The organism is Arthrobacter sp. 05T442 (assembly GCF_056395945.1).
In genome coordinates this window covers 60151-85554 of the sequence record NZ_JBFTKM010000016.1, presented here as the reverse complement: position 1 = coordinate 85554, position 25404 = coordinate 60151, and the positions used below count along the sequence as shown (strand labels likewise).

Genomic DNA, 25404 nt, shown 5'->3' with positions numbered 1-25404 from the left:
GGGCCGCGTCCGCTGCGTCCGGGTCCAGGAAATGCCCCTCCAGCGCCGCCGCCCCGGCGCGGTCCAGGCCGCCGGTTTCGTCGACGATGATCCTAGCGTGCTGCCAGGAAATCGTCCCCGCCTCAAGCGCGGCCAGGGTCAGCGGCAGCACCGCCGTCAACGCCCCGGACTCGGACAGGAACGCCCCGGCGGTCCGTTCGCTGACGGTCAGGACACAAGCGACCTCGGCCACCACCGCCATCTCCGACGCGGCGCGGTCCTGCGGGGACACCCCCGGAGCCGCCAGCAACCTGGCCGCCTGCACATACTCCGCGGCCAGCCGCACCTTCAACGCCGCAGTCCGGGCCTCCAGCCGGGCCACCTCGGCCAGCCCGTCCAGGCAATCATCCGCCAGATCCCGCAACGGATCCGCGTCCCCCAGCCCGTCCGCGTCCCGTACCGGATCCGCGTCCCGCAGCGCGTCCGCGCCGGCCTGACCAGAGCGGTCCATGTCCGCGCCGGACGGCTCAGCGCCGTCCCCGCCCACGCCCGTGAACGCGGCCATCGCAGCAGCGGACGCGGCCACAGCCGCCACCGCCTCCCTGCTCCCCGCACTCAAAGCCGCTCCGCTCTTCACACTCACAGCCTATGACCGGCCACCGACAATTTGGGGACATTGGCCGTCCTCGACGGCGCGGGCAATACCCCGCCGTGGGAGCAACCTGGCCTTGCTCGTTTTTGATTGCTTTTGCGGTGACTGCGCGTCTGCTCCGGTACATCGCAGACCGTGTTGGAGCGGAAATGCAGGGTCAGACTCTTCAGCACTCTTCAACCACCAGGCGCAGCTGCCGTCGTGGACTGCCCTCCGTCAGGAGCGCCGGCGTCGACCACAATCCTCAGCAGCCGCTCAGGTGCCGCCTCGGCCGTTCCTGCCGGTAGATGTACCGGCAGGATTCACGGAATCCGGCTTGTGTGTACAGATCACGGGCTCGGCGTTGGAGGCCGTCACCAGAAGCCAGTAGCCACCCACACCGCGGGCGTCGCCCTCGCGGAGGAGCGCCCGGACAATCCGGCCACCGTAGCCGCGCCGGCGCGCATCCGGGCGCGTCGCCACGCAGTACAGGCCACCCCAGCGGGGCCCGGCGGGCCCGGTGTCGGGCAGGGCGAGGCGTGCGACGGCGGCGGGCACGCCGTCGTCGTCCCGGACCAGCCCGTACAGGGCCGGGCACCCGTCGAGGATGCCGCGGGCGACGGCGAGCCCGGCCACTCCCCCATGCCCGTCGACGCTCCACCACAGGTCCAGCCACTCCGCCGACGGCTCGGCGGACATCTCCACGGCCGTGCCCGGGCCGCCGGAGTCGGCGGCGGCCACCGGCCCGGATCGACGGACAAGGACCAGGGTTTCCGATTGCCGGGTGAAGCCTTCATCGTCGAGCACCGTGTTCAGGGCAGCCGAGCGTGGCCCGTCAAAGACTTGGAAGATCAGCGGAAGGCGGCGGATCCGGTACCAAAGCCGGGCCGCCCGGACTGCGGCGAGCAGCTGGTGAGGGTCCTCGCCGGGCTCCCGCGCCCAGACCGAGTTCGCCCGTTGTGTCACGCCGGAGGCCGCCCGCAGCACCCACCCGCCGGACTCCTGCCGCCCGGCGGCGGGCCACGCTGAATCCATGAGCGCCTCCAGCCCGGGAACCGCCAGGGCAGTCAGTGCGGGGCTCGGGTTAGGGTCCATCGAGATTCTCCGTCCGGTACGGCCGCGGGCAACAGGGAAGACAGCAGGGGCTCCCCGGTTTCCCGGGAAGCCCCTGCTGCCAACGCGTCCAGATTACTTCTTGTCGTCGTCGGCCTTCTTGGCTTCAGGCTTGAAGTCCACGCCGGCTTCCTTGCGCTGCTGGGCCGTGATCGGGGCGGGCGCCTGCGTCAGCGGGTCATAGCCGCCGCCGGACTTCGGGAAGGCGATGACGTCGCGGATGGACTCAACGCCTGCCAGCAGGGCGACAACACGGTCCCATCCGAAGGCGATTCCGCCGTGGGGAGGGGCGCCGAACTTGAAGCCTTCCAGGAGGAAACCGAACTTTGTCTGCGCGTCTTCCTTGTCCAGGCCCATGAGCTCGAAGACGCGCTCCTGGACTTCGCGCTCGTGGATACGGATGGAGCCGCCACCGATTTCGTTGCCGTTGCAGACGATGTCGTAGGCGTAGGACAGGGCCGACTCGGGATCCTGGTCAAAGCTGTCCATGAACTCGGGTTTGGGCGAGGTGAATGCGTGGTGCACGGCAGTCCACTTGCCGGTACCGACGGCGACGTCACCGGAAGCGACGGCAGCGGCAGCTGGTTCGAACATGGGGGCGTCAACCACCCAGCAGAAGGCCCAGTCGGACGGGTTGATGAGGCCGGTGCGGTGCCCGATCTCAACCCGGGCCGCGCCCAGGAGGGCGCGCGAGGGCGTCTTCTCGCCCGCGGCGAAGAAGATGCAGTCGCCGGGCTTGGCACCCACAGCGCCGGCGAGGCCGGCCCGCTCGGTGTCGGTGAGGTTTTTGGCCACGGGGCCGGCGAGTTCGCCGTCTTCCTTGTACAGGACATAGGCAAGGCCCTTGGCGCCGCGCTGCTTCGCCCATTCCTGCCAGGCATCAAGCGCACGGCGGGCCTGTGAGGCTCCGCCCGGCATGACGACGGCGCCGACGTAAGGCGCCTTGAAGACGCCGAAGTTGGTGTCCTTGAAGAATTCCGTGAGCTCGGTGAGCTCCAGGCCGAACCGCAGGTCCGGCTTGTCCGAGCCGTACCGCGCCATGGCGTCGTGGTATGTGATCCGCTGGATCGGCGTCGGGATCTCGACGTCGATCAGCTTCCAGAGCGCCTTGACGATGTCCTCGCCGAGACGGATGATGTCGTCCTGCTCCACGAAGCTGGCTTCGATATCGAGCTGGGTGAATTCAGGCTGGCGGTCCGCGCGGAAGTCCTCATCGCGGTAGCAGCGGGCGATCTGGTAGTACTTCTCGAAGCCACCGACCTGCAGGAGCTGCTTGAACAGCTGCGGGGACTGCGGCAGCGCGTACCAGGAACCCGGCGCGAGGCGCGCGGGGACCACGAAGTCGCGGGCGCCTTCGGGCGTCGAGCGCGTGAGCGTGGGCGTTTCGATCTCCACGTAGCCGTCCCGGTGGAGCAGCTCGCGGGCCACGCGGTTGGCCTCGGAGCGCAGGCGCATGTTGCGGGCGGGACCCGGGCGGCGCAGGTCAAGGTACCGGTGCTTGAGGCGGGCTTCCTCACCGACCTCGACGTGCTCATCGATCTGGAACGGCAGCGGGTCCGAGGTGTTGAGGATGGTCACCTTCTCGGCCATGACCTCGATCTCGCCGGTGGGCAGGGCCGGGTTCTCGTTGCCCTCGGGGCGCTTGGAGACGGTGCCGACAATCTGCAGCACGTACTCGTTGCGCAGGCCGTGGAAGACTTCCTCTTCACGGACGACCACCTGGGCGACGCCCGAAGCGTCGCGCAGGTCAACGAATGCGACACCACCGTGATCACGACGCCGGCCGACCCAGCCGGCCAGGGTTACGGTTTGTCCAATGTGCTCGGAGCGGAGTGATCCGAGGTCATGTGTGCGCAGCACAGCATTCCTTTCAGGTGGCGTTCAAGAGGATCGCTACGGGAACGATCCCGTTCGAGTTTACCCGGTGGAAAGGAACGTCCTGCCATGGCGGCCCGGCGTTCGGCCAACCGCCGCGGTCCCCGCCGGCCCGCAGCGGTTGGCCCGGCAGATCAGCCGACTTCCACGGATGTTGCGGGCATCCGTCCCCACTCAGCCCAGGAGCCGTCGTAGACCCGGACGTGTTCGCGCCCGGCCAGGTAGGTCAGCGCGAACCATGCCGTGCACGCGCGGGCACCGACCGTGCAGTAAGTGATGACCTCCCCGCCTGAGTCCGCCACCGGGGCCAGGAGCCGCCGCACGTCCTCGGCGCTCCGGAACGCCCCGTCTGGCGTGCGCAATCCGTCGATCGCCAGGTGCACGGCTGAGGGGATGCGTCCGGCGCGCCCCCCGGGCTCGGGCACTCCGGACGGCCAGAACCGCTCGCCCCGGAATTCAGCTCCGGTGCGGACGTCCAGGAGGGTCACCTCCGGGCGCCCGATCGCGCCTTCCACCGCTTGTTGCTCGGCGCGGACACGCCGGTCAGGGTCAGGCAGCGGGTAGTTGGTCGCGGCTGGCACGGGCGTCTCCGCGGTCCAGGGCCGGCCGCCCTGCTCCCAGGTAGATCTCGACGTGTCAAGGATGCAGGCCTTGGTATGGCCGTAGAGCTTCATCAGCCAGAAGCCCATTGCCGGTGCGTAGCCGTAGAAGACCACGGTCGAGTCCGGGGTAATTCCGGACTTCCCCACCAGTTCTTCAAAGGCTGCCTTGCCCACGAGCCTGTAGTCGGCGTCCTTGAGGTCCCGGTAGATGTTCCACAGGGTGGCGCCCTGAATATGCCCCTCGTTGTAGGCCGCGCTGCTCACGTCAACTTCGACAACCCGAAGCAACGGATCGCGAAGGTGCTCCTCCAGCCATTGCGGGCCAACGAGAACTTCATCGCTGGCGTAGTGTCCGTCCTGCACTGCGGAACCTCCTCCTGGAAGATCCATCCCCGCAGGGGTCCCGGGGCGGAGCCTGGAAGCCGACAGAATGTGAGAAATTTCAAGCCCGATCAAGGCAAACTTTACGCCGCCGCCAAGAGGATTGACACAGGATCGCGCGGGAAAGCGGCGGCGCGGGGCGGCGGCTAGCCCTTAAGGACCCGCACGTGCAGGTCTTCCTCAGCCGGGGTCCAGCTGGCGGGATCGGCGTCGTACTGTTCACCCGTGCGGATGTCCTTGACCTGGTGCTTGCCGTCGTCGTCCGTGAACCAGACGAAGGGAATGCCGCGCCGGTCCGCGAACCTGATCTGCTTGCCGAACTTTTCCGCCTTGGCTGCGACCTCGGTGGCGATACCGCGGCTCCGCAGCTGCGCGGCGATGTCCTGGGCTGCACCCCAGCTGTCGTCGTTGTTGAGCGCCACCAGCACCGCGGTGGGGACGGACCGCGAGGCCCTGGCGAGGTCCTGGCTGAGAATCCGCGAGACCAGGCGCGTCACGCCGATCGAGAGTCCGACGCCGGGGAACTTGCGGTTGCCCTTGCTGGCCAGGGCGTCGTAGCGTCCGCCGGAGCAGATCGAGCCGAGCTGCTCGTGTCCCACCAGCACCGTCTCCACGACGGTGCCGGTGTAGTAGTCCAGTCCGCGGGCGATGCTGAGGTCAGCAACCACCCGTCCGGGCGCGCGCTGCACGGCGGCCGCAATGACCTGCTCCAGCTCGTTCAGGCCTTCCTCAAGCAGCTCATTCGTGACGCCCAGCGCCCGGACCCGCTCCACGAAGGACGTGTCGCCCGTGCGGATCCCGGCAAGCTTCAACGCTGCCTGCGCCTGGTCATCGGTGGCGCCGAGTTCCGACTTGAGGAGGTCCGCCACCTTGGCCGGCCCTATCTTCTCGAGCTTGTCGATGCTCCGGAGCACTCCGGCTGTGTCGGTGAGCCCAATGCCGTTGTAGAACCCCTCGGCGAGCTTGCGGTTGTTGATCCGGAGCAGGAAGTCGGGGATCGGCAAGGCGTTCAGGGCCTCGGCGATCACGAGGGCAATCTCGACGTCGTAGCGGAACGGCAGTTCGCCGTCGCCGACGACGTCGATGTCCGCCTGGGTGAACTCGCGGGCACGACCTTCCTGGGGACGCTCGCCGCGCCAGACCTTCTGGATCTGGTAGCGGCGGAACGGAAAGGCGAGATAGCCGGCGTTTTCCACGACGTAGCGGGCGAACGGCACGGTGAGATCGAAATGCAGTGCCAGGGCGTGCGGGTCGCCTTTGCCCTTGGCCTCTTCACCCTCGTCGTCCTGGAGGCGGCTCAGGCCGTAGACCTCCTTGTCGATTTCGCCCTTGCGCAGCAGCTGCCCGACCGTTTCCACGGCGCGGGTCTCGATCGACGAGAAGCCGTGGAGTTCAAAGGTCCGCCGCAGCGTATCCAGCACATGCAGCTCCACCAGCCGCTCCTCGGGAAGCCACTCGGGGAATCCGGACAGGGAGGCTGTGCGTGCCATGGTGGATTTTTCTCCTCTGGTTACAACGGTGGTGACAACGGCCAGGGCGTCTTGCGCCGCATTCTCCGCCGAAACGTACGGAAGATGGGCGGCAGACCGGCCAGTCGTGCATAAACTGTGTGCGGCAGTCAGTTTATGCTTCCGGCGCTTGCAACTTCTAATACGGCCGGGGGCGCACAGCTGCCGGCAGCGTGACAGCTGAACCCGCGACGGCGCCGACGGCCCGTTCCGGTGTCAGCCCTACAACCAGGAGGACTTTTGGCGGCCAGTTCACGGAGCGCCCGCGATGCCAAGCGGCGCGTCCAGCAGATGGAGGCAAAGCGCGAACTGCGCCGGGAGCAGGACAAGCGCCGCAAACGCGACAACGCCCTGGCGATAGGTGCGGGCACGGCCGCCGTCGTCGTCGCCCTGGTCCTCCAATTAACTGTCTTCTCCTCCAATCCGAGCGAGCAGGAGTACGCGGCCGCGCAGGCAGGACTCACGAGTCCGTCCGCCTCCGCCACGCCGTCGGCCTCCCCCACGAACGCAGACAACATCCCGAAGCCGGAAACGGCCGCAGGCAAGACCTTCACCGGCGAGCTGAAGCTCAACACCGGGACCCTGGGCGTGGAGCTGGACGGCACCAAGGCGCCTCAGGCGGCAGCCGTATTCAAGTCCCTCGCTGACCAGAGCTTCTACAACGGCCTCAGCTGCCACCGCCTGACCACGGGCGATACTTTCGGTGTCCTGCAGTGCGGCTCCAAAGCCGGTGACGGCAGCAGCGATCCGTCGTACACGTGGGGCCCGCTGGAGAACACCCCGCCGGACAACAAATACCCGGCCGGAACTATCGCCGTCGCCCGGACCGGCGGAAACGCCAACGGCAACGGAACGCAGTTCTTCATCGTGTACAAAGAGACTGTCATCCCTGCCGACGCTGCCGGGGGCTACACAGTGGTGGGCAAGGTGACCTCCGGGCTGGACGTGGTGACGGCTATTGCTGCTGCCGGCCTTAAACCCGGTGATAACCCTACCGACGGCGCTCCGGCGGAACCAGTCACGATAGACTCGTTCTCACTGAAGTAACCAGCCAAGGCCCTGGCGGCCACGGTCCCGGTATTTCCCTCCAAGCGAAAGACTTCTAGCGGTGACAGACAGTCAGAAATCCGACGAAACATTGGCAGCAGCAGCTGGCAACGAAACCGAAGCCGAGGCATCCCCTGCCGCAGGCACGAACCCGGGCACCAGCCAGATCGAAGCCGTAGCGGCGCCGACGGCCGTCGAGGCTGCGGCCGCTGAGGCCGAGCCCGCCGAGGCTGAGGCTGGGCCCGCCGAGGCTGAAACCGAACCGGCTGCCCCGGCCCCTTCCCCCGTGCCGGCCCCGGGAGCCGCTCCGGCGCATCGTCCCGCGCCGTCCCCCGCTGCATTCGCGGCCCGGCCCAAGGCCAAGCCGTCTGCGGCCGCACCGGCGCCCGCGCCGGTGGCCGTGTCCTCCGCCGCCTCGCTCGCCGAAGCCGCCCGCTGGGGCCGGGTCGAGGGTGACGGCCACGTGTTCCTGACCCTCGACGGCGAGGAACACCCCGTCGGCCAGTACCCCGGCGTCAGCGCGGACGAGGCCCTGGGGTACTTTGCCCGGAAGTACGACGACGTCGTCGCGCAGATCGTCCTGCTCGAACAGCGTGTCAGCTCCAAGGCCCCGACCACCGACATGCAAAAGACCGTCACGCATCTGCGCGAGCAGCTGGCCGAGCGCAACATGGTGGGCGACCTCCGCTCCGCCGAGAACCGCCTGGACGCCCTCGTCGCGCAGATCGGCGAACTCGAGAAGGTCGAGAAGGCCGAACACGACGCCGTCCGTGCCGCCGAGCTCGCGGCCCGCGAGGCCATCGTCGCCGAAGCCGAGGACATCGCAGGCCACGACCCGGCCCAGATCCAGTGGAAGACCTCCAGCGCGCGGATGAACGAACTGTTCGAGAGCTGGAAAACGGCCCAGAAGAGCGGCGTCCGGCTCGGCCGCAGCAACGAAGACGCCCTGTGGAAGCGGTTCCGCGCTGCCCGCACAGTCTTCGACCGCCACCGCCGGGCATACTTCTCCCAGCTGGACAGCAACAACTCGGCGGCCAAGGCAGCCAAGGAGAAGCTGATCACCGAGGCCGAAGCGTTGTCCTCCTCGACCGACTGGGGATTCGCGGCCGGCGAGTACCGCCGCCTGATGGACGAGTGGAAGTCCTCCCCCCGCGCCAGTCGCAAGGACGACGACGCGCTGTGGGCACGCTTCCGCGCCGCCCAGGACGTCTTCTTCACCAACCGGCAGGCCGCCAACGACGAGATCGACCAGGAGTACGGCGCGAACCTGGTGGTCAAGGAAGCACTGCTGGTGGAAGCCAACGAACTTCTGCCCATCAAGGACCTCGCCGCCGCGAAGAAGGCCCTGCAATCCATCCGTGACCGGTGGGAAGAGGCCGGCAAGGTTCCGCGGGCCGAGATGGGACGTGTCGAGGCCGGCCTTCGGAAGGTCGAAGACGCCGTCCGTCACGCCGAAGACGAGAACTGGAAGCGTTCGAACCCGGAAACGAAGGCGCGCACCAACAGCGCCTTGTCGCAACTGGAATCCGCCATTGCCGGCCTCAAGGATGACTTGGCCAGGGCCGAGAAAGCCGGGGACCAGCGCAAGATCAAGGCAGCCCAGGAGGCCCTCGAGGCACGCCAGGCATGGTTGGAGCAACTGGAGCGCTCAGCGAGCGAACTCTCCTAGCAGAACCGCCGCTACAGGCCCCGTTCCGGTTATCCACATGGCCGGGTCGGGGCCTGTTCCGTCTCCCGGGTAAGGCGCCACGATGGCTGAATGGTACCCCTGCCCCGCAGTCCTGCTGTAATCCCTGTAACGCCGCAGCGTGGAGTGCCAATGCCTGGATCCCCGCAGCCGGGTGCCGCCCCTTCCGGCCACGCTCAATCCGGCCCGGCGGTCCCCGCTCCGGCGCTCCCCGGTCCGGCCCCGGGCGAGCTCTACTCTCCCGGGGCGCTGTTCACGTGGCCGGAGCTGCAGTCCATGGCGTCCGACGGCGTGCTGACGCAGCTGTTCCAGTCGGGATACCTTCCGCCGGGTACGCGGTCCACCCCTCAGCTGCGGGCCCGTGCGGCCGCCCTCAGCATTCCGCCCCTCATTCGCCAGCGGGTGGTGGCCGGGCGGATGACGGCGGCCTGGATCTACGGTTGCGCCCGTCCCCCGGACCGCCTGGCACTCCTGGTGGACGCGAACCGAAGAATTTCCAGCCTCAGGCCCACGCGCGGCTGCACGTTCCACGAAGTGCGGCTGGGACCATTCGACGCCGTGAGCCTCGGGGGTCTGATGGTGGCCAGCCCGCTGCGCACGGCGGTGGACATTGCCCTGCATGTGGAGGCCGAACGTGCAGTGCCGGCACTCGCCGCACTCCTTGCCCGTCCCGAGCTGGAGGTCAAACTGCGCCTGCTCAGGCTCGCGGTCGAAGCCAGCCCGCGCGTGCCGCACAAGAAGGCGGCGTTGGAGAAGCTCGCAGCCCTGGTACCCGCGCGCCCGAGCGGGCCGGCAAATGCGCCCGGCTAACTCCGGCGCCTGTTTCCGGTGGTGCGGTACACGTCAAAGACGCCGTCAATGCGGCGGACCGCGCTGAGCACGTGGCTGAGGTACTTGGGGTCGCCCATCTCGAAGGCAAACTTGGAGATCGCCACCCGGTCAGTGGAGGTGTGCACGCTGGCCGCCAGGATATTGACGTGGTTTTCCGAGAGAATCCTGGTCACATCCGAGAGCAACGACTTCCGGTCCAGCGCCTCGACCTGGATTTCCACCAGGAACACGCTGGACTGCGTCGGGGCCCACTCCACGTCAACGATCCGGTCAGGCTGGTCCATGAGGCCGGTTACGTTGGTGCAGTCGGTCCGGTGCACGGACACTCCCGAGCCACGGGTGACGAAGCCAAGGATCGGATCGGGCGGCACCGGGGTGCAACAGCGGGCGAGCTTCACCCAGACGTCGTCGACACCGCGGACCACGACGCCGGAATCGGAGTAGCGGACCTTGCTGACCTGGGTGGGAATGGAGACCTCGGACAGGTCCTCGTCGGGGGTTTCGTGGCCGCCGAGGCTTTCGACGAGGCGCTCCATGACCGACTGCGCCGAGGTGTGCCCGTCGCCCACCCCCGCATAGAGTCCGGAGATGTCCACGTACTTGAAGTCCTCGGCGATCGCGGCCAGCGCGTCATGTGTCATGAGCCGCTGGAGGGGAAGGTTTTGCTTGCGCATCGCCTTGGTCAGGAGTTCCTTGCCGCGGTCAATCGCTTCTTCGCGCCGCTCCTTGCTGAACCACTGCCTGATTTTATTGCGGGCGCGGGCGCTCTTGACGAAGTGCTGCCAGTCCTGGCTGGGACCCGCGCCCTCGGCCTTGGAGGTGAAGATCTCCACCCAGTCGCCGTGGTTCAGTTCGCTGTTGAGGGGCACCAGCTTGCCGTTGACCCGCGCGCCGATGGTCCGGTGGCCCACCTCGGTGTGGACCGCGTAGGCGAAGTCGACCGGGGTGGAGCCGGCCGGCAGTGCCATGACCTCGCCCTTGGGGGTGAAGACGAACACTTCCCGGGCGTTGATTTCAAACCGCAGGGAGTCGAGGAACTCGCCCGGATCGGAAGTCTCCTGCTGCCAGTCGACGAGCGAGCGCAACCAGCCCATGTCGCCGTCGCGCGGGCTGCCGGGGCCGGCGGCCGTGCGGTTCGGCTGGTCCTTGTACTTCCAGTGGGCAGCGACGCCGTATTCGGCGCGCCGGTGCATTTCATGGGTGCGGATCTGGATCTCGACGGGCTTCCCGCCCGGCCCGATCACCGTGGTGTGCAGCGACTGGTACATGTTGAACTTGGGCATCGCGATGTAGTCCTTGAAACGCCCGGGGAGGGGGTTCCAGCGCGAGTGCATGGCGCCGAGGGCCGCGTAACAGTCGCGGACGGAATCGACCAGGACCCGCACGCCCATGAGGTCGTTGATGTCGTCGAAGTCTTTGTCCCGCACGATCATCTTCTGGTAGATCGAGTAGTAGTGCTTGGGACGGCCGGAAATCGTGGCCTTGATCTTGGCCGCGCGCAGGTCTTCGGCGATCTGGTTGCGGATGACGCTCAGGTTCTTTTCACGTTCCGGTGTCCGGTCCCCCACCATGCGGACGATTTCCTCGTAGACCTTCGGGTAAAGGGCCGCGAAGGAGAGGTCGTCCAGTTCCCACTTGATGGTGTTCATGCCGAGCCGGTGGGCCAGCGGCGCGAAGATTTCAAGGGTTTCCCGGGCCTTGCGTGCCGAGGATTCCGCGGAGACGAAGCGCCATGTGCGGGCGTTGTGCAGCCGGTCCGCGAGCTTGATCATGAGCACCCGGATGTCCTTGGCCATGGCCACGACCATCTTGCGGACGGTTTCGGACTGCGCAGCCTCACCGAAGCTGACCTTGTCCAGCTTGGTCACGCCGTCCACGAGCATCGCAACTTCCGGGCCGAACTCGGCCTTGAGGTCGGCAAGGGTGTAGGCGGTGTCCTCGACCGTGTCGTGGAGAAGGGCAGCAGCGAGCGTCGTGCCGCTCAGCCCGAGTTCGGCGAGGATGGTGGCGACGGCTACGGGATGGGTGATGTAGGGGTCCCCGCTTTTGCGCTTTTGGCCGCGGTGGCAGCGCTCGGCCACGACGAAGGCCCGCTGGATGAGGTCGAAGTCCTCTTTGGGGTTGTTGGCCCGCACGGTCCGCAGCAAGGGCTCGAGGATCGGCGAGTAGGCGGGCGCTCCCCGCCCCGTCAGGCGGGCCAGGCGGGACCGGGTACGTTCGCGGCGGCCGGGGAACGTGGGGCGGGCTCCTGAATTGTCGACAGGCACGGGAACATCGGGGCGTCCGGGAGCCGCCACGCCAGTCTGTAGACCTTGGCCTGGGCCCTTATCCGCCGGTGCCGCCGGCACCGGCGTCGAACGTTCTTCCAATGGAGCACCTCTCACAACCGGTTAATTATTCAAGTGTATTCCCGCGGCAGGATACTTCGATAACCCGCCGGGATACGGCCACGGGCCGGAGATCGTCACGGATGACGATCTCCGGCCCGTGGCCCGTGCGGCTAGGCCGTGGCGGGCACTGCCGGCACGGCTGCCTTGCTGGCCGCATCCGCGCGTCGCTGTTCCACACGCTTGGCCTGCTTGACGAGGTCCGGCTCGCCCTGGCGCAACCAGGCATAGAGCGGGGCAGCAACAAAGATCGTGGCGGCCGTTCCGATCAGGATGCCCACGAACAGGGCCAGGGACAGGTCCCGCAGCGTGCCCGCGCCCAAGAGGCCCGCCCCGATGAAGAGGATGGCCCCAACCGGCAGGATGGCCACCATCATGGTGTTGATGGAGCGGACCAGGGTCTGGTTGACGGCCAGGTTGACCTCTTCGGCGAAGGTCCGCCGGGTGGAGGCCTGCAGGTCCGCGGTGTTTTCCCGGATCTTGTCGAAGACCACCACCGTGTCATACAGCGAATAGCTGAGGACCGTCAGGAACCCGATGATCGCCGACGGCGTCACCTCGAAGTCACTGAGCGAGTACACACCGGCGGTGATCAGCATGGTCACGATCATGCCCGCGAGGGCGGACAGCGACATCTTCCATGTCCGGAAGTACAGCGCCATCAGCACGGCGGCAAGACCCACGAAGATCGCCAGGCCCAGGAGGGCCTGCTTCGTGACGTCGGCGCCCCACGTGGGGCCGACGAAGGTGGATGTCACTTCGTTGTCCGTCACGCCATAGGCACTGGTGAGGCCCGCCTTGATGCGGAGCGTCTCATCATCCGTGAGCTTGTCCGTCTGGATGCGCATCGTGTTGCCGGCCACGTTTGCAACGCGCGGCACGCTGCCGGCGACGACATCCTTGACCGCCTTCTCCCCGAGGGCAGAGTCTGTCGTCTTCACGTTGGAGACCGTGAACTCGGATCCGCCGCGGAACTCGATTCCGAGGTTGAAGCCGCCCTTGGCTACGGGAAGGAGGATCGAGAGCGCGACGGCGACTGCCGCGACCAGGAACCAGATCTTTTTGGACTTGACGAAGTCGTACGAGCGCTTGCCCGTGTAGAGCTCGTTTCCGAATGTGGCGAAGCTGGCCATTTACTTGCCCTCCTTGGCTGCGCTCTTGGCGGAACCGGCGAGTTGTTCTTGTTTGCCCTGTTCCTGCTTTTCCGCGAGGCGGCGTTCTGCAATGGTCATCCTGCGCTCGGCTTCGGCCACGGCACCGGTGTTCTTGGCGCGGACCGCGACGGCGGGCCTGTCCTCCGGCGTGCGGATCCGGCCCGCCCCCCGGTACAGGGGCACGGCACCGAGGCGCTTGGGATCAAGTCCGGAGAACCGGTGTCCTTCGCCGAAGAACTTCGTCCGGGACAGCACCTGCAGGGTCGGGTGGGTGAACATGAACACGACGATGAGGTCGGCGATCGCAGTCAGGCCGAGGGTGAACGCGAAGCCGCGGACGTTGCCCACGGCGACGAAGTACAACACCAGCGCGGCGAGGAGGTTCACAGCCTTGGACGCGAGGACGGTGCGCTTCGCGCGCTTCCAGCCGTTCTGTACGGCCGAGACCAGTCCCTTGCCTTCGCGGAGCTCATCGCGGATACGTTCGAAGTAGACGATGAACGAGTCCGCTGTCTGGCCGATGGCCACGATGAGGCCCGCGACGCCGGCGAGGGAGAGACGGTAGTTCTCCGTCCAGCCGAGGATCGCAATGGCAAGGTAGGTCAGCGCACCGGCCACCACAAGGGAGGCAATGGTGACGAAGCCCAGCGCCCGGTACTGGAAGAGCGAATAGACGACCACGAGGAGCAGGCCAATAACGCCGGCCAGCAGGCCCATCCGGAGCTGCTCACCGCCGAGGGTCGCAGAAATCTGCTGCTCACTTTGGATCTCGAAACTGATCGGAAGGGCACCGAACCGCAGCTGGTCCGAGAGGGCCTTTGCCGACTGCTCGGTGAAGCCGCCGGTGATCTGCGGGCGGCCGTCCGTGATGACGGCAAGGGAGCGCGGGGCCGAGATGACCTGGTCATCGAGGACAATGGCGAACTGCGCCTTGGGGTCCGAGCCGCCCTGGGCCTGGGACGCCGAGTAGAACTGGTACAGGCGCTCGGTGACGTCCTTGAACTTGGACGTTCCCTGGTCGTCGAACTGGATGTTCACTGCCCACTCGTTGGTCACGGCACCCTGGGCGCCGCGCTGCAGCTGGAAGGAAGAGGACTTGATGCTCGAACCCTTCACCTCGACCGGGCCAAGGATGTACTTGACGGCGGGAGACTTGTCGGAGGCCGGCTCGCAGGTGACCAGCGGTTTGGCCGGGTCGGAGCGTTCCTGCTTGTCCTGGGAGGGATGGTCGCAATCGAGCGTCTCGAACTTCTTTTGGACGTCCGCGGTGATCCAGTTCGTGTCGCTGCTGTTGGCGGGGGCCGCCGTCGGATGGGGCAGTTTGTCATCCGGGGTCAAAGACGCCGCCGGGACCGGTGCGCCTGCCCCGGCCTGGAGGACCGGCCGGAAGTTCATGTCCGCTGATGCCTGGATCAGGGCCCGGGTCTCCTTGGACGGGGTGCCGGGCAGGCTTACGACCACGTTGCGGCCGGACTGCGTGCTGATTTCAGCCTCCGCGACGCCGGAGCCGTCGACGCGCTGGCGGATGATCGACACGGCCTGGTTGAGCTGGTCTTCGGTGATGTTCGAACCGCCCTCAACCTTGGGCGCGAGGATCATCTGCGTGCCGCCTTCAAGGTCCAGGGCGAGCTTGGGGGCCCAGCTCGCATGTCCGGCCATGGTGCCGGCCGCCAGGACGGTTGTCATGACGGCCAGAATAACGCCAAGCCAGACCAGCACCCTGCGGGCTGTGTTTTTGGGGCCAGTTCGTGCCATTGTCGATCTTTCTATTAATTGCGGAGGAGCCGCCGGTGCCGGCCGTAGGACCTAACACCGGCGGATGCCGCGGCAGTTGCTTCGCGGCACAGCTCAAAGAGGCAGACTAGCTGTCTTTCTTGCCTTCGTCGTTGAGGCGCCGCAGGGTTTCGTCAGGCGTTTCAGCGGCGGGGGCATTGAGCTCCGCCTTATCGATCGTCAGCGATGAGGCGTCGTCGGGAACAACCGCGGCGTCCTCGGCGGCGGCAACCGGCTCGACAATCTTGGTGACGGCCTGCCGGTGCACGGTGGCCAGGTTTCCCGGGGAGAGTTCCAGCAGGACCTTGTTTTCTGCCTCGTCGATTTCCACGATGCGGCCGAACAGGCCGAAACTCGTCATGACCTCGACGCCGGGGCCGAATTTCGACTGGAGCTCAGTCTGCTGCTTCTGCGTCTTCTTGTTGCGGCGGAACATCATGAAGACGAAGACGCCGAGCATGACGAACAGGAGAATTGTCATTGGATCCAAAGGGAATTTCCATTCTTTACTTGCCTAGCTGATTTACCAGCAACGTCCGCTTTGCCCCCGGCCGCCTGGGCAAGGATGCCGGGCAACAGACCAGGCAGGAGAGACTGCCAGGCCACCGGCGGCCTCGTGCTTGCCGCCGCAGAAACAAAGACCCGAACGTGCCGAGCGTCATACCAGTCTAAAGGGAAAAACGCTAGGCAGTGCTATTGACTGTTACGGATCCACTCGGGATCGGCTTCTTCGCCGAGCCCGCCGCCCGGTTCAGCGGCCGTGAAAAGCTCCAACGGGTCCTGGGCGAAGACGCCCGCGGGGACCGCGAACCCGAGGTGGGTCCAGGCCGGTGCAAGGGCAATCCTGCCCCGCGGCGTCCGTCCCAGCAGGCCCTCGCGGACCAGGTACGGTTCGGCGACGGTTTCAACGGTTTCCGTTTCCTCGCCGACGGCGATGGCCAGCGTGGACAGGCCCACCGGTCCCCCGCCGAACTTGGTGATGAGCGCTTCCAGGACGGCCCGGTCCAGCCGGTCGAGGCCGCGTTTGTCCACCTCATACATGTCCAGGGCGGCCGAGGCCGCGCGTGCATCAATCTGCTCGATGCCATGTACCAGCGCCCAGTCCCGTACGCGCCGGAGCAGCCGGTTGGCGATGCGCGGGGTACCCCGGGACCGTCCGGCGATCTCGCTGAACCCGGCTGAGTTGACCTTGAGGTCCAGCAGCCCCGCTGAGCGGCGGAGGACCAGTTCCAGTTCCTCCACCGAGTAGAACTCCAGGTGGCCGGTGAAGCCGAAGCGGTCACGCAGCGGGCCCGGCAGGAGACCGGCACGGGTGGTGGCACCGACAAGGGTGAAAGGCGGCAATTCAAGCGGAATGGCTGTGGCGCCCGCGCCCTTGCCCACCACGATGTCGACGCGGAAGTCCTCCATGGCCATGTACAGCATTTCCTCGGCCGGCCGGGACATGCGGTGGATCTCGTCGAGGAACAGGACCTCCCCCTCGGAGAGCGAGGACAGGATGGCGGCCAGGTCCCCGGCGTGCTGGATGGCCGGGCCGCTGCTGATCCGCAAGGGCGCGTTCATTTCGGCGGCGATGATCATGGACAGCGTGGTCTTGCCCAGGCCCGGGGGCCCGGAGAGCAGGACGTGGTCGGCGCTGCGTCCGCGCATCCGGGAGGCTTCCAGCACGAGGGAAAGCTGCTTGCGGACCCGGTGCTGGCCCACGAAGTCGTGGAGGTTCTTGGGCCTGAGGGCGGCCTCGATAACCCGTTCCTCCGGCTCCTCTCCCCCGCCGACGAGCGACGGCTCAGCCACGGGCGCCTACCCGGTTCCCGGCGCGTGCGCCGTCCTGGCCCAGCCAGCGCAGCGTCGCCCGCAGGATCTCGGCCACATTGCCGTTCTCGGCCAGTTCGGGCGAATCGGCCAGGGACTTGTCGATGCTGGACGTGGCATCCTTTTCGGACCAGCCCAGGCTCGTCATGGCCGCGACCACTTGGGGCTTCCAGGTGGCTTCGGCCGACACTGCGGGCACGGTGCCGCCTGCGGTCCCGTGCGGCACGAGCTTCCCGGCGAGTTCCAGCACGATCCGCCCGGCGACCTTGGGCCCGATACCCGGGACCTTGGTGAACGCCTTGCCGTCGCCGGAGTGCGCCGCCACCCGGATAGCTTCGGGTTCATGGACGGCCAGCACGGCCAGCGCGAGCCGGGGTCCGACCCCGCTGACGCTGAGGAGGACGTCAAAGACCTCGCGTTCGTCGTCGCTCGTGAACCCGAACAGCGTCAGGGAGTCCTCCCGCACGATCAGGGAGGTGAAAAGCTTCCCCTCCTGCCCGACACGCAGGCTGCCGAGGGTCTGCGGCGTGGCGTTGACGCTCATGCCGGCGCCGTTGAGGTCGATCACGGCGGAGGACAGGCCAATGTGCGCTACGGTTCCGCGAAGAAAACTGATCAAAGCCGGGCTCCTGAAGTACCGCCGGAAAAACCCGGCCATCCGAACATATCTACGAATACCCTACCAAGTTCCGCGGGGGGACAGCCGGACATTCAGCGGGCACGGCGCGCTTTTGCCTCGGCCTCTGCCCAGGCGCGCTGAGCCGGCGTCAGCGACTGGCTGCCCGGGCCCGTCGTTGCGGCCGCGGCCCCGCTGCCGGCCCGCCAGGCGTGGGTGATAGCCAGTGCCAGGGCGTCCGCGGCGTCAGCCGGACGGGGCGGGGCGTCCAGCCGGAGGATCTTCGTCACGAGTTTGGTGACGGCTTCCTTGTTGGACGTGCCGCTGCCGGTGACGGCGGCCTTGACCTCCGACGGCGTGTGCAGCGCCACGGGGATGCCCCGGCGAGCGGCGGCCGCGATCACCACACCGGAGGCCTGCGCAACCCCCATCACGGTGCTGACGTTTAGTTGCGAGAAGACGCGTTCGACGGCGAGGACGTGCGGTTCGTAGCGGTCCAGCCAGTCGTCGATCGACGTGGCGATTACGAGCAGCCGCTGGTCCAGGCTCTCGTCAGGAGACGTACCAACGACGCCGAACGCCACCATGGTGGCACGGCGGTTCTTCTCGACGTCCACGACGCCGATTCCGCATCGGGTGAGTCCCGGGTCGACTCCCAGGACGCGCAGCGTCAAGGGTGGGCCGTCAAGACCGGGCCTCAAGGTCGCGGCACAGGTGCCGGGTCACTCGGCTTCCAGTGCGGCCTGCACTTCGTCGCTGAGGTCGGCGTTGCTGTAGACGTTCTGGACGTCGTCGAGCTCCTCGAGGGCGTCAACAAGCTTCATGAACTTCTTGGCGGCGTCCAGATCCAGCGGGACCTGCATCGATGGCACGAACTCCGCTTCGTCAGTGTCGTACTCCATGCCGGCTTCCTTGAGCGCGTCGCGGATGGCCTGGAGGTCGGTCGGCTCGGAGTGGATCTCGAAGCTGTCCCCGTTGTCCTTGACTTCCTCGGCGCCGGCGTCGAGGACGGCCATCAGGACGTCATCCTCGGTCAGGGCGTTCTTCGGCAGCGACACAACCCCCTTACGGGAGAAGAGGTAGCTGACAGAACCGGGATCGGCGATGGTGCCGCCGTTGCGGGAAATGGCGAGCCGGACCTCGGAGGCGGCGCGGTTCTTGTTGTCCGTGAGGCACTCGATCAGCAGGGCCGAGCCCTGGGGGCCACGGCACTCGTACATGATCTCGGTGTAGTCGACGACCTCGCCGGTGAGTCCGGCGCCGCGCTTGATGGCGCGGTCGATGTTGTCGGCGGGAACCGAGGTCTTCTTGGCCTTGGTGACGGCAAGTTCCAGGCCCGGGTTGCCGGCCAGGTCCGGGCCGCCCATGCGCGCGGCAACTTCGATGTTCTTGATCAGCTTGGCGAACGACTTGGCGCGGCGGCTGTCGAGGATGGCCTTCTTGTGCTTGGTCGTCGCCCATTTGGAGTGGCCTGACATGCTTTAAACTTCCCCTCTGATCATTCGAATAAAGAGTTCATGCACGCGCTTCTCCCCCGTCACTTCCGGGTGGAAGGAGGTGGCCAGCAGCTTGCCGGAACGCACTGCAACAATTCTAGCCGTCCCGTGCAGGGCCTCCGGATGGGACGTCCTGGACGGCTCCACCTTGGCCAGGACCTCCACGCCCGGCCCGACACGCTCCACCCAGGGCCCGCGGATGAACACCGCGTGCACGGGGGCCACGCCGGCGTCGGTGGCGCTGAACTCCAGGCCCTTGAAATCGAGATCCGTCTCGAAGGATTCGCGCTGCCGGCCGAACGCGTTGCGGCGCACCGTGATGTCGATGCCCCCGAAGGTCTGCTGCGGCTTTCCTGAAAGGTCCGTCGCAGGGTCCGCGATCTGATCCGCCAGCAGGATCATGCCGGCGCAGGAGCCGTAGAGGGGCAGGCCGCCCTGGATGCGTTCACGGAGGATATCCCTGAGCCCGAAGATTCCCGCCAGCTTGTCAATAGTGGTCGATTCACCGCCCGGGATGATGAGGCCGTCAAGGCCGTCGAGCTCGGACGGACGCCGGACTCCGATGCCGGTGGCGCCGGCGGACTCGACGGCGTGCAGGTGCTCGCGAAAGTCGCCTTGGAGCGCCAGGACGCCGATCCGCAGGCCTGAACCCGCGCGGGAAGAAAGCGCAGAAGTAGAAAGCGCTGAAGAGGGGGTGGTCATCCCATCAGCATAGTGCCGCAGTTCGCGAAGGGCGCGTGCGGCGGCGCCGTGCATCAGGCTTCCATGCCGCTGCTGGGATATATTACAGAGCATGCTCTACTTCAGCGTTCCGCTCGGCAAGCTAGTCCGCCGGGTCTCCCGGCTCAGGGGCGGAGGCTCTGCCCTTCCCGGTCTGGTCGTCGAGAAAATCGACCCCGGCTTCATGCGCAGGACGTTGTCCACGCTCCCCCTAGGGGTCGCCGTCGTCAGCGGCACGAACGGCAAGACCACTACCACGAAGATGGTCGTCGAGCTCCTCGAAAGCCAGGGCCTGAAGGTCTTCACCAACCGCACCGGCAGCAACTTCACCCGCGGCGTCGCCGCAGCCCTGCTGGGCGAGGTGGACTGGCGGGGGCGGCTCGACGCCGACGTCGCCGTGCTGGAACTGGATGAGGCGCACGCGGTGCACTTCGTCAACAAGGTTCCGCCGCGCTACAGCCTGCTGCTCAACGTCCTCCGCGACCAGCTGGACCGCTTCGGGGAGATCGACAAGACTTCCGAACTCCTGCAGTACGTTGCCTCCAAAACGACAGGTACGGTCGTACTCAACCGCGAGGACCCGCGCGTCGCCCGGATTGCCGGAACCCTGAACGGGCCCGAGGTGCTCTACTTCGGACTGGACGACTCCCTGCTCAGCACCTTCCCCAACGATGACGACATGCGCGCTGCCCCCGGCAGCCCCGTGCCGCCCGCCCCCGCCAAGCCCCACGCCGACGTCGTGCTGCGCCGCGTGGGCGTGGACGACGCGGACTTTGAGTACGACGGCGTCACTGCCACCACGGCCATGAAGCTCCGCGGCGTCTACAACATCTTCAATGCCGCCGCCGCGCTGACCCTGGCCCGCAGGATAGCGGGCCGGGACGCCGGCAGCGGAAGGACGGCGGTTGCGGACAACGCAAGCCTGTTGAAGGCACTCGCCAAAGTGGCGCCGGCGTTCGGCCGCGGCGAAAGCCTTGTCGTTGACGGCCTGCCGCTGGAACTGGTCCTGGTCAAGAACCCCAGCGGCTTCCGGCTGGGCCTGAAATCCTTCCCGGCAGCGGGCTACGCCACCATGATCGCCATCAATGACAACTACGCCGACGGCCGGGACATGTCCTGGCTGTGGGACGTCGAATTCGATACCCTCCGCGACAGCGGGGTGGACCAGCTGACCGGCTCCCGCGCCTACGACATGGCTCTGCGGCTGCAGTACGACGACGTCGCCATCGGTGCCGTCGATACCGAGATCGCACCGGCGCTTGCAGCGTTCATCGCCGGCGCCCAAGGCAAGCCCAAACGGGTCTTCTGCACTTACACCGCCATGCTGGCCATCCGACGCGAGCTGTCCAAAATCACCACAGTGGAGGTGGTCTCATGACCCCCCGTCCCGAAGAAAATGCGAACACGGCCTCCTACGGACACGAACTGCCGCCGGAGGATTCCCCCGCCCCTTCCAAGGGCACTATCCGGGTCCTGCAGCTGTACCCGCGTGACATGAACATCTACGGCGACTGGGGCAACGCCCTCGTCCTCGCCCAGCGCCTGCGCTGGCACGGCTACACTCCGGAACTGCTGGAGTACAACGTCGGCGACGAGTTCCCCGCGGATGTTGACCTGATTGTCGGCGGCGGCGGGCAGGACAGCGGCCAGCTCGTGATCCAGGACGATCTTCTCTCCCGCGAGTCCACGCTGAAGGCCATGGCCGCGGACGGCACGCCCATGCTCGTGATCTGCGGTCTGTACCAGCTCTTCGGGAAGTTCTTCAAGACCCGGCTCGGCTCGGTCATCCCCGGAATCGGCGTCCTCGACGTCGAGACGCACGGCACCGATGAGCGGCTGATCGGGAACGTCACAGTTGTTTCTCCCGAATTCGGCGACATCCTGGGCTACGAGAACCACAGCGGCCAGACGATCCTCGGGCCCGGCGTTGAGCCCCTTGGAACAACCCCCAAAGGCACCGGCAACAACAGCAGCGAGGGCCACGAGGGGGCGCGATACCGCAATATCGTGGCGAGCTACCTGCACGGATCACTGCTGCCCAAGAACCCGGCGCTGGCCGACTTCCTGATCCGGACCGCCGTCGAACGCAAGTACGGCACTTTCACGCCGGGCACCCCGGACGACTCCTATGCCGTCCTCGCCCGCGAACACGCCGCACGCCGGCCGCGCTGACCGGGCGTGGCTGCCGAAACATAATGTCTTCTGCTGGCATTCGACGCCGGGAGCCACCAGCGGTTGGCTACCTCCGGGCATCCCAAGCGAGGCTCGAGCCTTCGCTGATCCCGAGTGCCTCGACCCCCGGATCAGAGACGAGGTCGGCAACCAACGCGGAGCTGCCTGCCACAATGGTCGAATCGAAGTCGATCTCCGTAACCAGGACCCAGGCCCGATCGTCGGGCCAGAGCAGACTTGGTGATTGCGGCCACTGCGGATCACGGTGCCACGGCGCGTTGCCAATCCACGCGGGGTCTGTGAAGCCGGCCGGGGCAGCGGAAAAGAGGAAGTGATTCCGACCGGGGAGTTCGAGCTGCATATCGTTCACCACGCTGGCCGGCAAAACTCCTGAACCCGGCACGTCATCGACGGCAATCCTCGCGGACTCACGTCCGCCGGGGCTGTCCGTGCCGGAAGTCAGCTCGCCAGAGCCGGCAGAACTCGTGAGACCGCCCCATCCTTCCCAGATGGCGGCCACGCCCTCGCCCGGCGTCGAGCTGTGCCGGCACAGGACGGACGCGACCGCAGCAAGCTCTTTTGGCTCCAGGCTCCCCTGCCGCGGCTCGAAATAGCGCCAGCCTTCGGCGTCCAGGACCTCCCCGTACGGTCCCGCCGCCGGACCTAGCAAGCGCTGGTACTGCGCCAAGGCGTGCAGGGTCATGCCGAACGTCCCCGCCACAGCGGACCACGACACGGATTCGCTGTCGACGTCCAGCAGGGCAGTCCTGTCACGCCTGCGCCACGACCCGGTATCCGCCGGCCGATCCCGGATCCCCGGATGGAACACCCGGGCATAGGCGGGATATCCGTGCGGCACTACGCAATGCATGTCCGTGGCCCGGGAGTCGAGCAGAGGTCGAAGCCAGCCACCACGCTCAGCATCGTTGAGTGATTCCATGGCGTCAGCCTAATTAGCTGCACGCCGGTAGATTAGGTTGCCGGACACAGATTCGGCGGAGGAACTACTGAGCATGATCCAGATTGAACGCGACAGCCCTGCGCGCGGGGACGTCCAACAACTCCTGGGCGAGCATCTCGCAGACATGTTCGCCACGTCGCCCGCGGAAAGCGTGCACGCACTCGATGTGGCGGCACTTTCCGGGCCCGGCATCACGTTCTGGACCGCACGTGAGGACTCCGAGCTCCTCGGCTGCGCCGCACTGAAGGAACTCCTGCCCGGCCAGGGCGAGCTGAAATCGATGCGCACCGCGGCCCACGCGCGCGGACGCGGGATCGCCACGCTGCTGCTCACGCACATCCTGGCCGAGGCGCGGCGCAGCGGCTACGAGCGGCTGTATCTGGAGACCGGCACGCAGGAATTCTTCGCACCGGCGCGCCGGCTGTATCACCGGCACGGATTCACCGTCTGTCCGCCGTTCGCAGACTATGTGCTGGATCCGCACAGTGTCTTCATGACCCTCGAACTCGGTGCAGCCGCCTGAGTTCCGCCAGACTCTGCGGCCGCCCGCATCCGGACAGCCCGGGGAGGCCCTGGAACCGTCTTCCACCCCGCGGCCGGGAGCGGTCATCCGGCACCCCGGGGTGCGAACATGATGACAACCACACCGACCAGGCAGATCACCGATCCGATGATGTCCCAGCGGTCCGGGCGGAAGCCGTCAAAGGCCATGCCCCATGCAAGGGACCCCGCCACGAACACCCCGCCGTAGGCCGCCAGGATGCGGCCGAAGTGCGCGTCCGCCTGCAGGGTCGCGACGAAACCATAGATTCCCAGCGCGATGACCCCAACCCCTGCCCACCACCAGGCCCTGCCCTCCCGAACCGCCTGCCACACCAGCCAGGCACCGCCTATCTCGGCGGCCGCAGCAAGCACAAACAACACAACGGATCGGGCAATTGTCATGCCATCATCCTGTCACCGGGCGCCTCAGTCGACGACTGCGCGGCGGGAGGGGCGCATCTCCCCGACGGCGAGTACGGACTGTACCTTGACCGGATCTGTCTGGTTCTTCACCTGATCGTCCACGGGAGCGGCCCGGGGTTAGTCGTGCCCGTGCGCGGAAGATGCCCGGGCCAGATCCTGGCCGTCGTCTGCTGGCCCGGTCGTGGTCCGGATCGCGAAACCGTCCAGGTTCGGCAGGGCATGACTGAGCCGGTGCTCGGCGTCGCGGGCGATCTGTTCACCTTCCGAAACCGGCATGTCGAGGATTTGGATGCTGGCGTTGCCCTGGAGTCGGTGGCCGATCCAGCGCAGCTGCAGTGCCGGGACGGCGTCCACTCCGGGCGTGGAAGCCAGTGCCGACCGTGCCCTGTCAACGAGGTCGGGCTCGATGCCGTCCATCAGGCGCCGGCCTATGCTGCGGATCGTTCCCCACAAGAGGAGGATGATGGCGGCCGCGATCAGCAGTCCCACGACGGGGTCAGCCAAAGGGAACCCGGCCCACACCCCAATCACGCCCAGCACGACGGCCAGGGACGTGAACCCGTCCATCCGGGCGTGGACGCCGTCGGCCACCAATGCGGCGGAACCAATCTTCCGGCCAATGCGGATTCGGTAGACGGCCACTGCTTCGTTGCCGGCAAAGCCCACCAGGCCTGCTGCCGCAACCCACCACAGGTTGGTCAGCGGCTGTGGATGGAACAGCCGGTCAATCGACTGCCATCCGGCGACGACGGCGGAGAGCGCGACGACGGCGACGATGAAGAGCCCGGCCAGGTCTTCGGCGCGGCCGAAGCCATAGGTGTACCGGCGGGTTGCCGGCCGGCGGGCCAGGACGAACGCGATCCACAGCGGCACGGCCGTCAGGGCGTCGGAAAAATTGTGGATCGTGTCGGCCAGCAGTGCCACGGAGCCGCTGACCAGCACCACGGCGAACTGGAGGACGGTCGTGGCGAGGAGCATGAAGAGACTGATCTTGACCGCCCTGACGCCCTGCTCACTCGCCTCGAGGGCGTCGTCGACGGAGTCCGCGGCGTCGTGGGTATGCGGAACGAACAAGCCGTACAGGAAGCCCTTGATCCCCGTCGGATGCTCATGGGAATGCCCGTGCCCGTGCCCGTCGTCATGCCCGTGCCCGTCGTCATGCCCGCGGTCGTGGTCGTGCCCGTCGTCATGCCCGTGCCCGTGCCCGTCGTCATGCCCGTGGTCGTGCCCATGCCCGTGCCCGTGACCTTCGCTGCCCCCGGAGGGGGCGTGGACGGGCGCCGCCGGCCCGGAACGGTGGTGATCGTGGGGATCAGTCATGATAAGTCCGTGCTTTCGGGGTGGTGGTGGCGGGGAATTCCCCCGAGTGAGTGTTCGGCCTGGAAGATGGCATCCGTAACGAGCTGGCGGGCGTGCTCGTTCTCCAAGCGGTAGAACACACGCGTTCCGTCCTGCCTTGTAGTCACGAGGCGTGCGAGGCGCATCTTCGCCAGATGCTGGGAAACTGCCGCCGGAGACTTGTGGACCATCTCAGCCAGCCGGTTGACCGGCAGCTCACCTTCCCGCAGGGCAAGGATGATCCGGACACGCGTGGCGTCGGCGAGCATGGCGAACACCTCAACGGCCAGCTCAACGTACTGGCTGTCGGGTTCCCGTCCGCCTATCCTCTTATCTGCATCCATACGCAGATTGT

23 protein-coding genes and 1 pseudogene are annotated in these 25404 nt (G+C 66.9%); 6 read left to right on the top strand and 18 right to left on the bottom strand.

The genetic code is table 11. The features are described from left to right. The 5 genes and pseudogenes from AC1DES_RS14990 to hisS form a co-directional block, all read right to left on the bottom strand. Window positions 1–616 (bottom strand): annotated as a pseudogene (locus tag AC1DES_RS14990) (HNH endonuclease signature motif containing protein); the annotation flags it as partial. Window positions 617–886: 270 nt separating this feature from the next. Then, window positions 887–1705: a GNAT family N-acetyltransferase gene (locus AC1DES_RS14985; protein ID WP_476896500.1), complete on the bottom strand. Its 819-nt coding sequence runs from the start codon at window positions 1703–1705 to the stop codon at window positions 887–889. 93 nt (window positions 1706–1798) lie between these two features. Beyond that, on the bottom strand, window positions 1799–3583 hold the full coding sequence (gene aspS / locus AC1DES_RS14980; RefSeq protein ID WP_476896499.1) for an aspartate--tRNA ligase: 1785 nt from the start codon (window positions 3581–3583) through the stop codon (window positions 1799–1801). 149 nt (window positions 3584–3732) lie between these two features. Next, a complete protein-coding gene (locus AC1DES_RS14975) occupies window positions 3733–4563 on the bottom strand; it encodes a sulfurtransferase (protein WP_476896498.1) in 831 nt (276 codons plus the stop codon). A gap of 164 nt (window positions 4564–4727) precedes the next feature. Further along, complete coding sequence (gene hisS / locus AC1DES_RS14970) at window positions 4728–6071, bottom strand: histidine--tRNA ligase (protein ID WP_476896497.1); 1344 nt, start codon at window positions 6069–6071, stop codon at window positions 4728–4730. A 258-nt stretch (window positions 6072–6329) separates the two neighbouring features. Between hisS and AC1DES_RS14965 the strand changes: the two genes are divergently transcribed. The 3 genes from AC1DES_RS14965 (at window position 6330) to AC1DES_RS14955 (ending at window position 9633) form a co-directional block, all read left to right on the top strand. After that, a complete protein-coding gene (locus AC1DES_RS14965; protein WP_476896496.1) occupies window positions 6330–7136 on the top strand; it encodes a peptidylprolyl isomerase in 807 nt (268 codons plus the stop codon). A 61-nt stretch (window positions 7137–7197) separates the two neighbouring features. Next, entirely contained in the window at window positions 7198–8805 is a 1608-nt protein-coding gene (locus AC1DES_RS14960) for a DUF349 domain-containing protein (protein WP_476896495.1), read from the top strand. A gap of 150 nt (window positions 8806–8955) precedes the next feature. Then, the gene (locus AC1DES_RS14955; RefSeq protein ID WP_476896494.1) at window positions 8956–9633 is read left to right on the top strand and encodes a hypothetical protein; all 678 of its coding nucleotides are present in this window, start codon (window positions 8956–8958) and stop codon (window positions 9631–9633) included. On the opposite strand, the gene AC1DES_RS14950 is transcribed toward AC1DES_RS14955, so the two are convergent. From AC1DES_RS14950 to pdxT, 9 genes are all read right to left on the bottom strand, one after another. After that, window positions 9630–11951, bottom strand: coding sequence for a RelA/SpoT family protein (locus tag AC1DES_RS14950; protein WP_476896493.1), 2322 nt, complete (start codon window positions 11949–11951; stop codon window positions 9630–9632). The genes AC1DES_RS14955 and AC1DES_RS14950 overlap by 4 nt on opposite strands. A gap of 203 nt (window positions 11952–12154) precedes the next feature. After that, window positions 12155–13174, bottom strand: coding sequence for a protein translocase subunit SecF (gene secF / locus AC1DES_RS14945; protein ID WP_476896492.1), 1020 nt, complete (start codon window positions 13172–13174; stop codon window positions 12155–12157). Next, window positions 13175–14950, bottom strand: coding sequence for a protein translocase subunit SecD (gene secD, locus AC1DES_RS14940; protein ID WP_476896491.1), 1776 nt, complete (start codon window positions 14948–14950; stop codon window positions 13175–13177). Window positions 14951–15056: 106 nt separating this feature from the next. Then, window positions 15057–15449 (bottom strand): preprotein translocase subunit YajC, encoded by a 393-nt coding sequence (yajC, locus tag AC1DES_RS14935; protein ID WP_476896490.1) that lies wholly within the window; start codon window positions 15447–15449, stop codon window positions 15057–15059. Between the two features lie 212 nt (window positions 15450–15661). Next, complete coding sequence (ruvB, locus tag AC1DES_RS14930) at window positions 15662–16762, bottom strand: Holliday junction branch migration DNA helicase RuvB (protein WP_476896489.1); 1101 nt, start codon at window positions 16760–16762, stop codon at window positions 15662–15664. Then, window positions 16755–17399, bottom strand: coding sequence for a Holliday junction branch migration protein RuvA (gene ruvA, locus AC1DES_RS14925; RefSeq protein ID WP_476896488.1), 645 nt, complete (start codon window positions 17397–17399; stop codon window positions 16755–16757). Before ruvA ends, ruvB begins: the two co-directional genes overlap by 8 nt. Window positions 17400–17491: 92 nt before the next feature. Further along, window positions 17492–18070, bottom strand: coding sequence for a crossover junction endodeoxyribonuclease RuvC (gene ruvC, locus AC1DES_RS14920; RefSeq protein WP_476896487.1), 579 nt, complete (start codon window positions 18068–18070; stop codon window positions 17492–17494). A gap of 48 nt (window positions 18071–18118) precedes the next feature. Further along, complete coding sequence (locus AC1DES_RS14915; RefSeq protein ID WP_476896486.1) at window positions 18119–18874, bottom strand: YebC/PmpR family DNA-binding transcriptional regulator; 756 nt, start codon at window positions 18872–18874, stop codon at window positions 18119–18121. Between the two features lie 3 nt (window positions 18875–18877). After that, window positions 18878–19594, bottom strand: coding sequence for a pyridoxal 5'-phosphate synthase glutaminase subunit PdxT (gene pdxT, locus AC1DES_RS14910; RefSeq protein WP_476896485.1), 717 nt, complete (start codon window positions 19592–19594; stop codon window positions 18878–18880). A gap of 91 nt (window positions 19595–19685) precedes the next feature. On the opposite strand from pdxT, the gene AC1DES_RS14905 reads away from it, so the two are divergent. Continuing rightward, window positions 19686–20990: a MurT ligase domain-containing protein gene (locus tag AC1DES_RS14905; RefSeq protein WP_476896484.1), complete on the top strand. Its 1305-nt coding sequence runs from the start codon at window positions 19686–19688 to the stop codon at window positions 20988–20990. Next, window positions 20987–21784, top strand: coding sequence for a type 1 glutamine amidotransferase (locus tag AC1DES_RS14900; protein ID WP_476896483.1), 798 nt, complete (start codon window positions 20987–20989; stop codon window positions 21782–21784). Before AC1DES_RS14905 ends, AC1DES_RS14900 begins: the two co-directional genes overlap by 4 nt. A 67-nt stretch (window positions 21785–21851) precedes the next feature. On the opposite strand, the gene AC1DES_RS14895 is transcribed toward AC1DES_RS14900, so the two are convergent. Then, window positions 21852–22724, bottom strand: coding sequence for a hypothetical protein (locus AC1DES_RS14895; RefSeq protein ID WP_476896482.1), 873 nt, complete (start codon window positions 22722–22724; stop codon window positions 21852–21854). Between the two features lie 73 nt (window positions 22725–22797). Between AC1DES_RS14895 and AC1DES_RS14890 the strand changes: the two genes are divergently transcribed. After that, window positions 22798–23268: a GNAT family N-acetyltransferase gene (locus AC1DES_RS14890; protein ID WP_476896481.1), complete on the top strand. Its 471-nt coding sequence runs from the start codon at window positions 22798–22800 to the stop codon at window positions 23266–23268. 83 nt (window positions 23269–23351) lie between these two features. On the opposite strand, the gene AC1DES_RS14885 is transcribed toward AC1DES_RS14890, so the two are convergent. The 3 genes from AC1DES_RS14885 to AC1DES_RS14875 all read right to left on the bottom strand — a co-directional run bounded on the left by AC1DES_RS14885 (window position 23352) and on the right by AC1DES_RS14875 (window position 25393). Then, the gene (locus AC1DES_RS14885) at window positions 23352–23690 is read right to left on the bottom strand and encodes a YnfA family protein (protein ID WP_476896480.1); all 339 of its coding nucleotides are present in this window, start codon (window positions 23688–23690) and stop codon (window positions 23352–23354) included. 138 nt (window positions 23691–23828) lie between these two features. Next, window positions 23829–25031, bottom strand: a complete 1203-nt coding sequence (locus tag AC1DES_RS14880) for a cation diffusion facilitator family transporter (RefSeq protein WP_476896479.1) — start codon at window positions 25029–25031, stop codon at window positions 23829–23831. After that, complete coding sequence (locus AC1DES_RS14875) at window positions 25028–25393, bottom strand: ArsR/SmtB family transcription factor (RefSeq protein ID WP_476896478.1); 366 nt, start codon at window positions 25391–25393, stop codon at window positions 25028–25030. Before AC1DES_RS14875 ends, AC1DES_RS14880 begins: the two co-directional genes overlap by 4 nt. Between the last annotated feature and the right edge of the window lie 11 nt (window positions 25394–25404).

Coding starts and splice junctions, on each gene's coding strand:
- AC1DES_RS14915 (WP_476896486.1), bottom strand. CDS start 18,874: ATGTCAGGCCACTCCAAATGGGCGACGACCAAGCACAAGAAGGCCATC.
- AC1DES_RS14890 (WP_476896481.1), top strand. CDS start 22,798: ATGATCCAGATTGAACGCGACAGCCCTGCGCGCGGGGACGTCCAACAA.
- yajC (WP_476896490.1), bottom strand. CDS start 15,449: ATGACAATTCTCCTGTTCGTCATGCTCGGCGTCTTCGTCTTCATGATG.
- AC1DES_RS14895 (WP_476896482.1), bottom strand. CDS start 22,724: ATGGAATCACTCAACGATGCTGAGCGTGGTGGCTGGCTTCGACCTCTG.
- AC1DES_RS14875 (WP_476896478.1), bottom strand. CDS start 25,393: ATGGATGCAGATAAGAGGATAGGCGGACGGGAACCCGACAGCCAGTAC.
- secF (WP_476896492.1), bottom strand. CDS start 13,174: ATGGCCAGCTTCGCCACATTCGGAAACGAGCTCTACACGGGCAAGCGC.
- pdxT (WP_476896485.1), bottom strand. CDS start 19,594: ATGACCACCCCCTCTTCAGCGCTTTCTACTTCTGCGCTTTCTTCCCGC.
- AC1DES_RS14880 (WP_476896479.1), bottom strand. CDS start 25,031: ATGACTGATCCCCACGATCACCACCGTTCCGGGCCGGCGGCGCCCGTC.
- hisS (WP_476896497.1), bottom strand. CDS start 6,071: ATGGCACGCACAGCCTCCCTGTCCGGATTCCCCGAGTGGCTTCCCGAG.
- AC1DES_RS14885 (WP_476896480.1), bottom strand. CDS start 23,690: ATGACAATTGCCCGATCCGTTGTGTTGTTTGTGCTTGCTGCGGCCGCC.
- AC1DES_RS14985 (WP_476896500.1), bottom strand. CDS start 1,705: ATGGACCCTAACCCGAGCCCCGCACTGACTGCCCTGGCGGTTCCCGGG.
- AC1DES_RS14905 (WP_476896484.1), top strand. CDS start 19,686: ATGCTCTACTTCAGCGTTCCGCTCGGCAAGCTAGTCCGCCGGGTCTCC.
- AC1DES_RS14955 (WP_476896494.1), top strand. CDS start 8,956: ATGCCTGGATCCCCGCAGCCGGGTGCCGCCCCTTCCGGCCACGCTCAA.
- AC1DES_RS14900 (WP_476896483.1), top strand. CDS start 20,987: ATGACCCCCCGTCCCGAAGAAAATGCGAACACGGCCTCCTACGGACAC.
- secD (WP_476896491.1), bottom strand. CDS start 14,950: ATGGCACGAACTGGCCCCAAAAACACAGCCCGCAGGGTGCTGGTCTGG.